A 13,740-nucleotide genomic window follows, 5' to 3' on the forward strand; every position below is an offset into this window, starting at 1 on the left:
AGCGGACTGCTGTGTGGCATGCCCGGCAGGCGCCGGACCGGCCCACACCCTTCAGAGTGCCGCGTCTACCTTTTTGGCTGCGTCTTCACTGACCCAGCTGTGCCAGACTTCGGGGTGCTCCTTGAGGAACGCCTTCGCCAGTTCCGCCGACTCGATGCGGTCCCTGGTCATGCGCGCCAGGTTCTGGTTCAGCAGATCGATCGGCAGGTTGACCTTTTCCAGCACCGCCACCAGTTCCGGCGCCTGCTCGTGGAAGGTCTTCGACACACCCACCTTGATGGTCACGGATTTGTCCACGCCTGGCTTTTCGTCCAGCTTGACCAGGTCGGCCTGGCCCATCAGCGGGGTTGGCGACCAGTAGTAGAAGAGGATCGGCTCGCCACGCTTGTAGCTCGAGAGCACGGCGGCATCCAGTGCCGGGCCGGTGCCCGGGCGGAAGTTGGTGTAGCTGTTTTCCAAGCCATAGCTCTTGAGCATCTGGCTGTTGTCCAGCTCGCAGGTCCAGCCGGCCGGGCAATTGTAGAAGCGCCCCTTGTCCGGTTCTTCCGGGTCCTTGAATACCTGGGCGTATTGCCCCAGGTCGGCAATGCTCTTGAGGTTCGGTGCCTTGGCTTCGAGTTTGCGCTTGGCATCGCCTTCGATCACATAACGCGGCACATACCAGCCTTCGACCGCGCCAACCACTGGCGAGCCGACACCGACGACCTTGCCGGCGGCCTGCGCCTTGTTCCAGACCTCGCTGCGCCCTACCCACTCCTCGGCGAACACCTGGATATCGTTGCTGCTCAGGGCGTTCTCCATGGAGATGGAGTTACCCGGCAGGCTGTCGGTGTCACAGCCATAGCCATTTTTCAGCACGAACTGCATCACCTCAGTGAGCAGCATCCCGCTTTCCCAGTTCAGACCGGCGAATTTCACCGGCTTGCCAGACTCGCACCAGCCGGCGGCCTGGCTGGCGCCAGCGCACGCCAAGAGCCCTATGGAAAATGTCGTGGACAGCAGAGCTTTTGTAATTGTCATTGTGACGCTCCCAAACAAGATGATCACTGCGCAGGAGAAATATTTCACAACGATAAAAAAGGATAAAATAATAACTCCTGATGCATCACCACGGAAAAACCTATGAAGTTCACACTCAGGCAGCTTCGCTACGCGCTCGCAGCGGCCAAGCACGGAAACCTGACCACTGCCGCCATGGAGCTTCATGTATCACAGCCTTCCATCTCGGCGGCCATCACCGAACTGGAGGAAGTGCTGGGCCAGGCAATCTTCATACGCCAGCGTGGTCTTGGCATATCGCTGACTCCCTTCGGTCGTACCGTCATGGTGCAAGCGCGTCGCGTGCTGGCAGAGGCCCAGACCTTTGCCGAGATCAATGCCGATGCAGGCGAGTGTGTCGGGGAACTGGTGGTGGGCTGTTTTGAAGATCTGGCGCCCTATTGCCTGCCGCAGATCGTGCGACGGATGCAGCAGTCCTGCCCACGGGTCACGGTCGATATGCGCGATGGCAGCTTCGATTATGTTGGCAAGCGACTCAGTGAGGGCGCGATAGAGCTGGCCATCACCTATGACCTGGGTTTACCGCCAAACACTCAATGCACCCAGCTGTGTCAGCTGACTGCCCAGGTGCTGCTGTCGGCCGATCACCCATTGGCCAAGGCACCGCGCGTCAGCCTCAAGGCGCTGGCCGAATACACCCTGGTCGTCACCGATCAGGTCCACAGTTGGCAGCATGTGCTGGATCTGTTCAGCTTTTACGACATTTCACCCGCGGTTGTGCACCGTGTGCGCACCTTTGAGTTGCAGCGCAGCCTCGTCGCCAATGGTTTTGGCGTGGCGCTGATTTATACCCGGCCATTTGGTGACCATAGTTATGATGGCCAGGCGCTGGTGTGTCGGCCGACTCAGGAGAAACTGCCAACCCACAGCATCGTACTGGCGCATGACCAGCGCTACCCGCTGACGCCTTCGGCCGAGGCGTTCAAGGAGCTGGCGGTGGCATGGTTCGCCGAGCGACCGTCGTTTGCATCCGAGTGAACAACAGGTAGGGCGCATGTCACAGGAGGACGGCTGATACTCAGCTGAGGAGTGTCTTCATTGGGTCGGAAGCTGCCATTCAGTGCAGACGAAAAAGCTTCAAGATCAAGCCTGACGCTTTCTCATCGTCTGCTTCGAAAAGGTTACACAATGCAGCCTGATCGGCGAGCTTGTGCAGGTTGAAGTGGTTGTAGAACGCTTGGCCCAGTCGCTGATGCTCGCATTCAGGTTCACAAAGCGTTCTCGCTAGCTGAATGAGACTCCAGGTGAAGACGGTTTTCGGCCCCCCGAATGGCTTTGGCGATTCGCCAGAAGTAAATTAAGCCAATCAAAAGTTCGAACACCGAACCAATAACCCAGCATGTTATTAGCGACGACGGGGCGTCACGATTGCTCATGGCGACGCAATAGATCAACGGAATGCTCATGCACCACATCAGCGTCAGGCGCACGACCAGTGAAAATCGGGCCATGCCAATACTCTCCAGGACGGCGGCCCCGGTCATCGAGAAGACAAAGGCAGTGGAGAATGTCCACAGCACGCGTTGTGTATCGATGGCCAGGGCCATCGTCTGCGCGTTTTGTCCCAGATCACCAAACGCCCTGAGCAAGACTTGCGGCACTGTGATTTGAACGGTGGAAACCAGCAGGACGTAGAGCAGTTCAATGATCACCGTGACCCGCAGGATCATTGCCAACTCGGTGTAGCGCCCCTTGCCCACTGCAGTGGCACACAGAATGCTGCAACCAATGCCTAACCCAATGATTGGGATGATGCCTAGGTAATTCACGGTTAGGTTAACGTTGTTTGCCGCTAGTGCACTGGCGCCCAGTACCGCCACAATCCAGATGAACGCAGTGTTTCCTAGCTGATCCACTCCGGCGGATAGGCCACCGGGAACACCTCTACGCAACCGGAAAAACAGCTGCGGCACTAGGTGCTCGCTGCGGGCAATGAAGATGTTCATCACCTCAAGCCAGACTTCTCGAGGCAGCATTACGGCATAGCATGCCAGCATGGACAGCGTGCCGATCAATGTACCGACAGCAGCCCCAGTCATGCCCATTTCGGGCAGCCCGAACTTGCCGAAGACCAGGCCGACAGTGAAGATCGAGTCGATTACTTGACCGATGATTCCCACTATAAGTGTTTCGCGGGTGCGACCAACACCGTTGAAAAACGAGGACAGCGCCGTGTCGATCGTCATTACGCCACCGAAGAGCGCCGCCCAGAGCATATACCGCGACTCCAGGTTGACAATCTGCGCTGGTCGAGAGCTGAGCTGTGGGATCATCGCGATCAGCGGGGCTGCGATGAACAGCAGGGCCCCACAGGCCATACCGAGGAGCAGCCCCAGTGCAGCTTCACGCGAAGCTGCACTGGGCCCTGATCGACCATGCGCCTGCGCAATAAAGGAACGTGCCACCCCCACCGTGCTACAGAAAAACGCGATGATCGCCATGCTTGTGAATACCGCAGGGCCAGACGCGGCCAGCGTATCTTGTGAGTAGTGCGCCAGGCATAGTCTGTCGACCAGCATCATCAGTAAATTGCCGACCATCGTTCCCATCAACGGAAACGAGACAGTGAAGATTCTTTTCGCCACTCCTGAGTCAAACCAGTGCTGCATATTCACATTCCTTTGTTTAGCAGCTACCGCGAGGGCACTTAGTCAGCGCTACGCCCGTGTTAAATAATACCTGACCGATATATCCCGCCTGTGGCGGTTTTCCCACTAGAGCGGACAAATTGCCAACTGATCGCTTTTCGCCGTTAAGGCAACTCCGAACAAGCCCGTCAGATCGAAAAGGCGCACTAAAGTCAGAAGAGTCCGAAACTTGTCAATATTCTTCTGATCGATGCTCAGCCCGTCACCACCTCATACCTCACCCGATGCGCCTCGGTCGGCAACGGCACCTCCCACTTGAACATCATCCGCCGTATATCGTCATTGCGCAGCGACGTATCGCGTCGCTGGTTGCGCCGCATGATCTCGTCCTCCGGCCGCTCCAGGTAGACGATCTCCACCTGCGCCCCGTAGCCGTACAGCAAGTCCAGCGTCCGGCTGCGCATCTGCGCCGACAGGTGCGTCGAGTTCCACACGAAGGGCCTGCGCTCGCGCAACAGCGCCTTGGCCCGGTCGATGGCGTAGTGCGCGGCCGCGCCTTCGTTCTGGCCGTGGCGCAGGCCCAGGGCCTGGCGCGCGTCGTCGAACGACACCACCGGCAGGTCCGGGTGGTGTCGGGCGGTCCAGGTATCCTTGCCGCTGGCCGGCAGGCCGGAGAGCATCACCACCTGGGAGCCCTGGGGTTCGTGCAGCGCATAATCCGGATGCACACGGGCGCCACGCAGGTACTGAATGCGTGTGTAGTCGTCGGCAAACGCTCGCGGGCCGTACAAGCACCCCTCCTCTGCCGCCAGCTCGCGCCACAGTTCGATGGCGGTCAACACTTCGGCCTTGCCGGCATAGTGACGACCCTGCATGTCGGCCTCGGCCACCGCGCAGAGCATCCACACCGGCAGTTCCCAGGACAGCTTGTGCAGCAGAAACTCCGCGCTGCGTCCGCTGCGGTCACCCTGCAGGGCAAAGAACGGCAATTGATGCACAGTGATGATCCGGCAGATCTGTTCGCGCAGCGCGAACGGCACGCCAGCGCGCCACAGCAGCAGGCGTGCATCCACCGCGCCTCGGCGCGAGTGGCCGGGTTGGCCGATGCGCCCGGTCTGCGGGTCGGTCACCGTGGTGTCGGGCTTGGCGATGTCATGCAGCAGGGCTGCAAAGAACAGCACGAAGCGCTGCTCGGCGCTGGCGTCGCGGTAGGCGCTCTGCGCCAGCAACGCTTCGACCACCAGGCGGGTATGGACCCACACATCGCCCTCGGCGTGATAGGTCGGATCCTGCGGGGTGTCGGCCAGGCGTGCCAGGGCCGGGATGGCCGCGAGGCAAGCGGCGCTGTCCATGTCGTGCCCGGGGTCGGGCACCAGTTGTTGCAGTTGGCGAATATCCATTTCAGGAAGCTCCTTCAGTCGCCGCGGCGTGCGCCGTGCCAGTCCAGGGACAGGCGCGGTGCGTAGAGATCGACGCCGGCGGCCAGTTGATTGGGTATGTACGGTTGGTTGGCATGGTGCTGGTCGGCGTCGAGGATGGCCTGGACGAAGTCCTGGCGCACCCACTTGAGCCGGCCCAGGGTCTGGCGCTCGTCTTCGAGCTTCAGGTACAGGCCCTCCATTCGGCTCGAGCGATCGCACTGGCGCCAGGCACGGGCCAGGTCGAGGCCTTCGCGGCGCACCACCTGCTCGAACACTTCGCGCCATTGCGCGGTCTTGGCCAGCGAGTCGCCGAGCAACGCCATCAGCTCGGCGTAGCGGCGTGGTGCCGGGCCTTCGTACAGCACCGGCACCGACAGCACCGGCCCGTCCGCCAGCAGCCGTCGGCGCGCCGCGGTGGACAGGAACAGCCCCGTGGCGCGGTCCCACACGTCGAACTCGCAGAAAAAATGCGGCAGGTGGTCGTAGAACACCGAGTGTTTCTTGTGCAGCCACTCGCCATACAGCACGAAGCGGTCTTCAAGACGCTCCAGTAACCAGTGCTCGTGGGCGACGGCCCATTGCTTGAACAGGTTGAACTGGCGCTCGCGGCCACCGCCGGTGAGGTAGTGGCCACGCGACTGCAGGCGGAGTTCGCCACCGTTGCTAAAGCTGATGCCGGCGTTGGCGCCGTCGAGTTTCTCTTCCACCACCAGCCATTGGCCAACCAGCGAGCCATAGGCCACCTGGCCGGCATCGCTGTCGCCGTCCTGCAGGCGCGAGCCTTGCAGATGTGCTGTGCGGGGGTATTTGAGCAGTTCGAGGGAATGTGCGTTGGCACGAAAATCCATGTTCATGGGTTTCTCCTTGGTAATAGGGAAAAACCGACGACAGGATCAGGCAGGTACGAGGATGAAGCGCCGCCGCGCGCAAGCACGGGCAGCCATCAGGCACGATGGACCGTCGTCGGTATCAGGCGTGTTTGATGGCGCAGGGCACTGGCTTCACCACTTTGGCAAAAGGTTGCGGGGATTCGAGGGCGCGTATTCAACAGCAGGTATCGGTCGCGGGTCAAGCCCTCAGTAGCAGCAATGTGATAGCATCGGCGCGCCCCTGGAGGGGCAATCTTCTGATATCCCGCAAGGAATACGCTTCGTGAAAGACTTCGTCATCAGCGTCAACAACATCGTCCTCTACGTCTCCCTGGCCGTTATCTGGCTGTTCGCCCTCATCACCCTGTTCACCGGCGGATTCCTGCCAGCCCTGGGTGTGTTCGTGGTCGGCAGCCTCGGCTGGTGCATCGTCTCCGGCTTCTGGTTCGTCCAGTCGGCCACCTACGAAGAGCTGCGCAAGCTCAACGCCAGCAAGGACTGACGCATCCGGGCGGCTCGGCACCTCGCCTCGCAGCCGCCCTACCCTCGCCCCGCACAAGCCTCGGCCGATACCTCGCCCTGCGCCGAGACAGGCACATCGAACACGCGGTCGAACGCCCACTGAAACACCAGCGCATAAAAGAAGAAGAACACGAACAACCCCAGGTCGGTCACCAGCGCCGCCCACCAGGAAATCTGCAGCCACCAGGCCACCAGTGGCACCAGCAGCAGTACCAACCCACCTTCGAACCCCGCCGAGTGCAGCAAGCGCCTGCCGAGGGTGCGGGCACGGTTCGGCTGACGGCGCTCCCAAAACTCGAACAGGTAGTTGTACACCACGTTCCAGGCAAGCGCGCTGGCGGACAGCATCAACGACAGGGCACCGGCATGCGCCAAACCGTTGTCGTAGACCATGGCGATGGCCGGTGACAGCACGGCGACGGCGATCGCCTCGTAAAGAACGGCCTGGACGATCTTGCGGGCGGGACCTTGCATGGCGGTGCACCTGTGGGCGGTGAAAGCGGATGCCGCCACGTTAGCGCTCGGTGACCGCCACGAAAAATGAGATAAATTGAGCGGGCATCAATCCAATTCATCCCTCGAGGTGGTCGGTGTTCTCTTCGCTTCCGCTCAACGCGCTGCGCAGCTTCGAGGCCGCGGCGCGCCTCACCAGCTTCAAGGCCGCGGCTGAGGAGCTTTCGGTCACGCCGGGGGCCATTTCCCACCAGGTGAAGGTGCTGGAGACCCGCCTTGGCACTTTGCTGTTCGAGCGCAGCGCGCAGGGTGTGAGGCTCACCGAGCAAGGCGAGCGGCTCTATCGCCAGGTCCATGGCGCACTCCTGGATATCAGTCGTAGCCTGGAGCACTTCCTGCCCGGCACCGCATCACAGTCCCTGACCCTGTCCACTACGCCCGGGCTGGCCGCCGCCTGGCTGATTCCGAGGTTGGGCGATTTCTACCGTGCTTTCGAGGCGTTCAACCTGCGCATCGACACCGGCAACGAACTGGTTGACCTGCTGCGCGATTCCAGCATCGACCTGGCAATTCGAGCCGTCAGCCACACCGACCCGAAGCTGTTCAACCTGCCGTTGATGGAGGAGCGTTTCGCGGTCTATGCCGCGCCTGCGGTGCTCGCCGCCATGGCAGTTGAACAGCTCCAGTTGATCGACCTGCGCTGGCAGGTCCCGCAAGGCTGTTCGATCAGCTGGCAGCTTTGGTGTGAGGCGGCGGGCTGCCAAGACTGGCTTGAGCGTGCACGCATGCGCGAATTCGATGACGAGCATTTTGCCTTGAGCGCCGCCGTTGCAGGCCAAGGCCTGGTGCTCGCAAGCAACGTACTGGTGGCCGATAGCGTGCAACGTGGCGAACTGGCGGCCTTCCGGCCCGACGTCAGCCTGCCGGGGCCGCGCTACATGGCGGTCTGCGTACCGGGCCGGGAACGGCAGCCACACATGAAGGCACTGTTGGCCTGGCTGGCCGAAGTGGCCGCAGCGACCATAACGGAGGCGCGTTGAGTAACGCCGGTGGATCAGGCATGGCTGCCCTTCTCCAAGCCTAGAACCGTCACTGGCCGGTCAGCGCCGCATCAGCCTTTCCTGCGCAACGCCTCGACCAGTTGCGCCTTGGTCATGCGCGAACGCCCCTTGATATCCTTGCTGCGCGCCTCTTTCATCAGGCTTTCCTTGGTCTGCGTCTCCAGTGAGGTGCCAGATTGACGTCCATGGCCCTGACGGGTTTTCGCGGCCCGCTTGGCCGAATCTGAACGTGCGGTCTTCTTTTCGCTCGACGACGTCTTGCTGCCCGATCCGCCGGACTTGTCGCCACCGCCGGACTGCTTGTTGACGGTAGCCCAGGCACGGGACTCGGCCTCGTCCTTGGACAGGCCCTTGTGCTCGTAGCTTTGCTCGATGTGTTCGGCCTTGCGCTTCTGTTTCTCGGTGTACTTGTCTTTGTCTCCACGGGGCATGTCGCTCACTCCTGAGTGGGTTCGGCTGAACGGTTGAAGCCATTGCCGCTGACGAAGTGCGATCGGCTGGACGAATGGTCGGCAGTGCCCAAGCAGCTACACAAGGTGGTAGTCCGCGCCGGCCACCGCCTTCACGAACGCTCGATCAGCAAGCCGGCGCAGGTCGCGCCACTCAGTCCAGTCGATCAACCGCAGCCGGTCCATCTCGTCGGCCTGGCGCAGGAGTTCATCGTGATAGGTGCTTGGACAGTGCCGGCGCAGGGCCTGGTTGTCGTAGGTGTCGAACCAGTGGTTGATCGCTGCCAGCCGGCATTGCGCCGGGGTCATCGGGTCGCTGAAGGCATTCATCTCGGACCGCCCTGCTTTCTTTGACGGAAGATGCCTGTGCGTCGCACGAGGTTCCCTCCAGCCGCCTGGACGGTCGGCGCGACGCAAATGCCACTGGTGATCTGCGCTTGAACTTTAACGCGCTTCCTGGCTTCCCCTGAATAGACCATCCCCACAGCGTACAGGAGAACCAACCCATGAGGCCTTTGATCTGTCACGGTACCGGCGATGTCCGTATCGAAATGCTTGCGGATCCGCTCGTCCTGAGCAGGCACGGCTGTGTGTTTCGCACTATCGCCACACGGAGCGTGCAGCCATGATCGATCCCGCCACCGGTATGAAGCCGGGAGAACGCTATACCGTGGAAAACCTCGAGCGGGTGCATCCGTTCACCGGCTTCTTCCTCGACGGCAAGTACTATCTGGGGCCGGAGCTGCTGACCGCCGTGGGGTGGCTGGAGGGGCGGCGATTCATCTATGACAACCTCGATGCCACGGGCGAGCCGGTGTTCGCCAACCGCTTCGCCGGCGAGATCAAGGACCTGGTGCTGACCTTGGCGGATGGCACTTCCCTGGCAGTGTCGCGCCTTGAACACTGGCCTTCCGACGAGGGGGGCAGTGAAGTCGAACAGCCTGGACAGCGGCCATCAGTACCTGAAGTTCCAGCCTTCGCAGCGACGCAGGGACGGCGTCTGGTGGCGGGTGTCGAGCGCCTGCAACGCCACCCCGCAGCCATCCTGGCAACCGCCTTGTCCCTGGGATTCGTGGCGGGCTGGGTGCTGGCGGCACTGGAGCGCAGGCGCCATTAGGCGTACCAGGAGCGCGTGCGCCCTACCCTGGTCTTCGTCTGTCACCTAGTGACATGTGCGGCTTGAAGATAAGCGTAAAGCTGCCGGTCAGGCGCGAACGCAGCTCCTTGGGCATGGTGTATCCGAAGTGGACAAGCCATGCGCCGTCACCCAGCAGAAAGGTATCGCCCCGATAGCGCTTGACCTCGGTTTCGCTGATGCCAATTTCCATTGCCACATCCAGGTCGGTCGGGGGAGTCGTCATTATGCAGAGGCCTCTGGCCGTATTTTTATTGGGAGTTGAATAGCGCCTGTTTGACTTGCATAAGGGCATTTACCCTGCCAGGCGTTCAGCACATTTCCTGAATGTCGGACGAATGGCGTGGCGCATTCATTGGCCAGGCGTCGTCCCCTGCCTGCCCGAGCCCTGACCTTTCCCGAAAACACCCTGAAGCCCCAGGTGTTGTAGCCCAGCGTGACAGGCACAACCAGGGCAAAGCCAACCAGTACAAACACTTGAGTGGCAGCGCTTGCCGCCGCCTGTTCAAGAGTCAGTGCCGGCGGGATGGCATTGGGAAAGAGCGCTACCAGCATGAGGGTGAATGCCACGACGATCATGCCCAGGGCACAAGACAGCGGCAGCCAGTGGTGTGCACAGCGCCAGGCGCGAGCGAACCCCACCAGCAATCCAATGCTCGCTACCCCGGCGCCTACGAGCAGCGAGGGCTGGCCGAGGCGATGCCAATACTGCGTATCGAGTTGCAACGTCAACGCCAGCACACCAGCCAGCGCCGCCAGGGCAAGGCCGCAGAGCAGCTTGGCCTGGCTGGCTGCCCGACGTTGCAGCGGGCCTTCGCATCGCCAGTACAGCCAGCAGGCACCCAGCCATGAGTAACCCAGCACCAGCACCAGCGCCAGTGCACAGGCCACCGCGCAGGTCGCGAAAAAATGCAGCTTCGGCCCGACCTTGTTCTGGCCGAACAACATCACCCCGAGAAAACCCGCTTTCAGAAAGAATGCCACCAGTACCTCATAGAGCATCAATGGACCGATGATCTCGCCGACTGCCAGCGACAGCCGTGCCCAATTCAGACCGAACTGATACTCAATGACCAGGCCGAAGGCGGTCCCGGCGGCCACGGTCAAGGCAAACACTTTCAGCCAGTAGCGGTATAGCGCCAACACGGCTGGCTGTCGGCGCCACAGCCACCAGGCTTCCAAGGCCATCAACCACTGCGCCAGGCCAATGCTGAAGGCGGCAAGGACAATATGAAGACCAATGGTGATGGCGAATTGAGCCCGCGCGGCCAGCAGCGCCGCAGCCGCATCGGCGTGCTCAATCAAGCTCATCCCTCGCTGGCACGTCTATATCAGGCTTTGTCGTCAACGTCGCGCAGGCGCTTCTCGATCGCACGGGTCTGCTCTTCCTGCTCTTTGATTGAAGTCGGCGTTATCACCTTGTCGACCGCCTCTGTATCCGGATCCGGGTGCTCGAGCACCGGATCCGGCGCAGGCTGCCCTTTTTGGGCCTCTTCCGAGGAAATGGGGCGTGGGGTCTTGTCAGCGGGTTTGGATTCAGGCTGTTTCATGAAAGGGTCCCGTGGCGGATGACTGTCTTTCAGAAGAGTACCGGCCGCCTGGGAAAGTTTGATCCGACTGCATCAGCACAACTGATCCCAGGTTGCCAGGGCATTGCCCAAGGCGGCGCCGGCGGCGGTATTGTCGAATATGCACCAGATATCTGTCTGGCTGGCAGCACTCGCCCGCAGCCGCGCCGCCAAAGCCTGCAGGTAATGGTCGGAATAAGCGCTGTAGTAGACACGCGGCTCGCCATGCAGGCGCCAATACTCCAGCCCGGGCCACCCGCCGGGCTCGGCATCGCTGACCAGGCGCGGCGGGCTGGCGGCCACCTGGGCGATGCGCAGCGCGACGAGCATTGACTGCGCCGCATGCCACGAAGCGTGGCGCGGCTCGACCGCCACTGGTCCGGCATGGCGTTCGCGCAACGCTTCGAAGAAGCGCCGCGCCGATTGCGCGTCGTAGGCCAACGAAGGTGGCAACTGGACCAGCAGGCAACCGAGGCGCTCCCCCAGCTGGCCGCACTGGGCGAGAAACCCATCGAGCAGCGGCCCGCAGGCGTGCAGGCACTGTTCATGGGTGATGGTCCTGGGCAGCTTGACGGAAAAGCGAAAGGTCGTCGGCACCGAGGCGGCCCATCGCGCATAGGTTTCAGGGCGGTGCGGGCGGTAGAACGCGCTGTTGATCTCGACCGCGTTCAGCCGCCGCGCATAGCGCTGCAGGTGGCTGCCTTGCGCGGGAAACGCGTCGACATAAGGCCGCGAAATGCTCCAGCCGGCACAGCCTAGATAAATCATCCGCTTGCTCCTGTCAGGCGCTGTGAAGCGGTGGAGTGGCGGCGGGGTCAAGACGTTCCGAAAACCCGGCGGAGAAAATCCGATCGACCTCTGGCCGCACCTCGACGTCCCATGAAAGGACGCTGCACATCCCCCGAGGGCAACCAGGAGGCGAGCCACTCATGAATGACCGCATCATTGAACTGTTCACCGATACCACGCTATTCGGTATCTCAATCCTCAACCTGCTGCTGGCGTTGGGCGTCGCCACCCTGACCTTCGTCGCGGCGCGGGCGGCGATCAGCTTCGTGCAGCGGCGGGTACGGCGCTGGTCGGAACACGACGGCGCGTTCAGCCAAGTGCTGGCCAAGGTGCTCGACGGCACCAGCAATGCCTTGCTGCTGCTCGCCTCGCTGCTGGTGGGCCTGGGCATGCTCGATTTGCCCGAGCGTTGGCTGGCCCGGGTGGGCAGCCTGTGGTTCGTGGTGGCGGCGCTGCAGATCGGCCTGTGGGCCAACCGCGCCATCGCCCTGGGCCTGCGCCGCTATTTCGCTCGGCACGGCGGCGACGGGCTGAACCAGGGCAGCGCGCTGGCTACCTTGTCCGCCTGGGGCGCGCGGGTGCTGATGTGGTCGGTGGTGGTGCTGGCCATGCTGTCCAACCTGGGGGTGAACATCACCGCCTTCGTCGCCAGCCTCGGGGTGGGTGGCATCGCCGTGGCGCTGGCGGTGCAGAACATCCTCGGCGACCTGTTCGCCTCGCTGTCGATCGCCGTCGACAAGCCCTTCGAGGTGGGCGACTTCATCGTCGTCGGCCCCCTGGCCGGCACCGTGGAGCATGTCGGGCTGAAGACCACGCGCATCCGCAGCCTGGGCGGCGAGCAGATCGTTATGGCCAATGCCAGCATGATCAGCAGCACCATCCAGAACTACAAGCGCCTGCAGGAGCGACGCATCGTGTTCGAGTTCGGCTTGTCCTACGACACCCCCACCGATGCCGTGAAGAAGGCACCCGGCATCATCGAGGAGGCGATCAAGGCACAGGGCCAGGCACGCTTCGACCGCGCCCACCTGCGTGGCTTCGGCAAGGAGGCGCTGGAGTTCGAGTGCGTGTATATCGTCAAGGACCCCGGCTACAACCTGTACATGGATATCCAGCAGGCGATCAATTTCCACCTGCTGGAGCGTTTCTCCAGGATCGGTGCCAAGTTTGCCGTGCCGGTGCGGGCGATCAAGGTCACCGCGCTACCCCAGGAAGACATGCTGCGCTTCAAAGAGGCCTGAATGCCGTTGGCTGGTGATCAGCGCCATAGCGTCATCAGGGCGCCTCGTGCGCCGGTCACCGGATCTTGCGCTGGCCTGGGCACGGCGGCGATGCGCGCCAGCGCCTGGTCGTGCGCGCCATCCTCGGGTCGTTGGATGGCGTACTGCTCCTGCCCCAGCGGGTAAGCCCCCACCACCAGGAAGTCATCGCTGTGCTCGACACAGCAATGGCCAGTGCCAGCCGGCAGGACCAGGACATTGCCCGCTTTCACGGTCAACGTCTGGCCGCCCGCGCCGCCCAGTGTCACCCGCGCCTGCCCGCTGGCGACACCCAGCACCTCATGGGCATTGGGGTGGAAATGCTGGTACTCAAAAATGCCGTCGCGCCACAACGGCGTCCATTGGTGGGCGGCGAACAACGCCTCGAACGCGCTGGCGTTGTCATCGGCCGGTGCAAGGCGCAGGCGGTAGAGCAATACGGCGAAGCGGCTGTTCGGCGTCGCGCCGTCATCGGCGAAATGCAGCGTCCTCTGCGGCTGGGTGGTGCTGTCGAGGGTAAACATGAGGGCCTCGCGATGAAGTTGGGCAATACCCTTGAGAATACGA

The 13,740-nt window shown here is 62.2% G+C and carries 16 protein-coding genes and 1 pseudogene; 5 read left to right on the top strand and 12 right to left on the bottom strand.

The features are described 5' to 3' along the window. Window positions 1-51: 51 nt before the first annotated feature. Window positions 52-1,020, bottom strand: a complete 969-nt coding sequence (locus R5C80_RS04070) for an ABC transporter substrate-binding protein (RefSeq protein WP_023629000.1) — start codon at window positions 1,018-1,020, stop codon at window positions 52-54. 102 nt (window positions 1,021-1,122) lie between these two features. Between R5C80_RS04070 and R5C80_RS04075 the strand changes: the two genes are divergently transcribed. Next, window positions 1,123-2,037, top strand: coding sequence for a LysR family transcriptional regulator (locus tag R5C80_RS04075; RefSeq protein ID WP_023629001.1), 915 nt, complete (start codon window positions 1,123-1,125; stop codon window positions 2,035-2,037). A 230-nt stretch (window positions 2,038-2,267) separates the two neighbouring features. Here the strand turns inward: R5C80_RS04075 and R5C80_RS04080 are convergent, their stop codons facing one another. The 3 genes from R5C80_RS04080 to R5C80_RS04090 all read right to left on the bottom strand — a co-directional run bounded on the left by R5C80_RS04080 (window position 2,268) and on the right by R5C80_RS04090 (window position 5,922). Then, a complete protein-coding gene (locus tag R5C80_RS04080) occupies window positions 2,268-3,668 on the bottom strand; it encodes an MATE family efflux transporter (protein ID WP_319049836.1) in 1,401 nt (466 codons plus the stop codon). Between the two features lie 233 nt (window positions 3,669-3,901). Further along, on the bottom strand, window positions 3,902-5,047 hold the full coding sequence (locus tag R5C80_RS04085; RefSeq protein WP_319049837.1) for an AAA family ATPase: 1,146 nt from the start codon (window positions 5,045-5,047) through the stop codon (window positions 3,902-3,904). A gap of 14 nt (window positions 5,048-5,061) precedes the next feature. After that, window positions 5,062-5,922, bottom strand: coding sequence for an RNA ligase family protein (locus R5C80_RS04090; protein ID WP_319049838.1), 861 nt, complete (start codon window positions 5,920-5,922; stop codon window positions 5,062-5,064). A 298-nt stretch (window positions 5,923-6,220) separates the two neighbouring features. Between R5C80_RS04090 and R5C80_RS04095 the strand changes: the two genes are divergently transcribed. After that, window positions 6,221-6,439, top strand: coding sequence for a hypothetical protein (locus tag R5C80_RS04095; protein WP_023630431.1), 219 nt, complete (start codon window positions 6,221-6,223; stop codon window positions 6,437-6,439). Between the two features lie 38 nt (window positions 6,440-6,477). Here the strand turns inward: R5C80_RS04095 and R5C80_RS04100 are convergent, their stop codons facing one another. After that, window positions 6,478-6,933: a PACE efflux transporter gene (locus R5C80_RS04100; RefSeq protein ID WP_104443835.1), complete on the bottom strand. Its 456-nt coding sequence runs from the start codon at window positions 6,931-6,933 to the stop codon at window positions 6,478-6,480. A 116-nt stretch (window positions 6,934-7,049) separates the two neighbouring features. Between R5C80_RS04100 and R5C80_RS04105 the strand changes: the two genes are divergently transcribed. Next, entirely contained in the window at window positions 7,050-7,952 is a 903-nt protein-coding gene (locus R5C80_RS04105) for a LysR substrate-binding domain-containing protein (RefSeq protein ID WP_319049839.1), read from the top strand. Between the two features lie 71 nt (window positions 7,953-8,023). Here R5C80_RS04105 and R5C80_RS04110 read toward each other — a convergent pair whose 3' ends face one another. Both R5C80_RS04110 and R5C80_RS04115 read right to left on the bottom strand, forming a co-directional pair. After that, on the bottom strand, window positions 8,024-8,404 hold the full coding sequence (locus R5C80_RS04110; RefSeq protein WP_023630434.1) for a hypothetical protein: 381 nt from the start codon (window positions 8,402-8,404) through the stop codon (window positions 8,024-8,026). A 96-nt stretch (window positions 8,405-8,500) separates the two neighbouring features. Next, a complete protein-coding gene (locus R5C80_RS04115; protein ID WP_023630435.1) occupies window positions 8,501-8,752 on the bottom strand; it encodes a hypothetical protein in 252 nt (83 codons plus the stop codon). Between the two features lie 295 nt (window positions 8,753-9,047). Here R5C80_RS04115 and R5C80_RS04120 point away from each other — a divergent pair. Beyond that, window positions 9,048-9,324 (top strand): annotated as a pseudogene (locus R5C80_RS04120) (short-chain dehydrogenase); the annotation flags it as partial. Between the two features lie 237 nt (window positions 9,325-9,561). Here the strand turns inward: R5C80_RS04120 and R5C80_RS04125 are convergent. The 4 genes from R5C80_RS04125 to R5C80_RS04140 all read right to left on the bottom strand — a co-directional run bounded on the left by R5C80_RS04125 (window position 9,562) and on the right by R5C80_RS04140 (window position 11,893). Further along, on the bottom strand, window positions 9,562-9,783 hold the full coding sequence (locus tag R5C80_RS04125) for a hypothetical protein (RefSeq protein ID WP_023630438.1): 222 nt from the start codon (window positions 9,781-9,783) through the stop codon (window positions 9,562-9,564). Then, on the bottom strand, window positions 9,783-10,868 hold the full coding sequence (locus R5C80_RS04130) for a cytochrome ubiquinol oxidase subunit I (RefSeq protein ID WP_319049840.1): 1,086 nt from the start codon (window positions 10,866-10,868) through the stop codon (window positions 9,783-9,785). The genes R5C80_RS04125 and R5C80_RS04130 overlap by 1 nt, the downstream gene beginning before the upstream one ends. A gap of 20 nt (window positions 10,869-10,888) precedes the next feature. Continuing rightward, window positions 10,889-11,107, bottom strand: a complete 219-nt coding sequence (locus R5C80_RS04135) for a hypothetical protein (protein WP_319049841.1) — start codon at window positions 11,105-11,107, stop codon at window positions 10,889-10,891. 72 nt (window positions 11,108-11,179) lie between these two features. After that, the gene (locus R5C80_RS04140) at window positions 11,180-11,893 is read right to left on the bottom strand and encodes a DUF72 domain-containing protein (protein WP_038706148.1); all 714 of its coding nucleotides are present in this window, start codon (window positions 11,891-11,893) and stop codon (window positions 11,180-11,182) included. Between the two features lie 161 nt (window positions 11,894-12,054). Here R5C80_RS04140 and R5C80_RS04145 point away from each other — a divergent pair, with 161 nt between their 5' ends. Then, window positions 12,055-13,155 carry a mechanosensitive ion channel family protein gene (locus tag R5C80_RS04145; protein ID WP_319049842.1) on the top strand — a complete coding sequence of 367 codons (1,101 nt, stop codon included), beginning with the start codon at window positions 12,055-12,057 and terminating at the stop codon, window positions 13,153-13,155. Between the two features lie 17 nt (window positions 13,156-13,172). On the opposite strand, the gene R5C80_RS04150 is transcribed toward R5C80_RS04145, so the two are convergent. Continuing rightward, window positions 13,173-13,697 carry a cupin domain-containing protein gene (locus tag R5C80_RS04150; RefSeq protein WP_038706150.1) on the bottom strand — a complete coding sequence of 175 codons (525 nt, stop codon included), beginning with the start codon at window positions 13,695-13,697 and terminating at the stop codon, window positions 13,173-13,175. Window positions 13,698-13,740 lie beyond the last annotated feature (43 nt).

The sequence above is a fragment of the Pseudomonas sp. On1 genome (genome assembly GCF_033783325.1).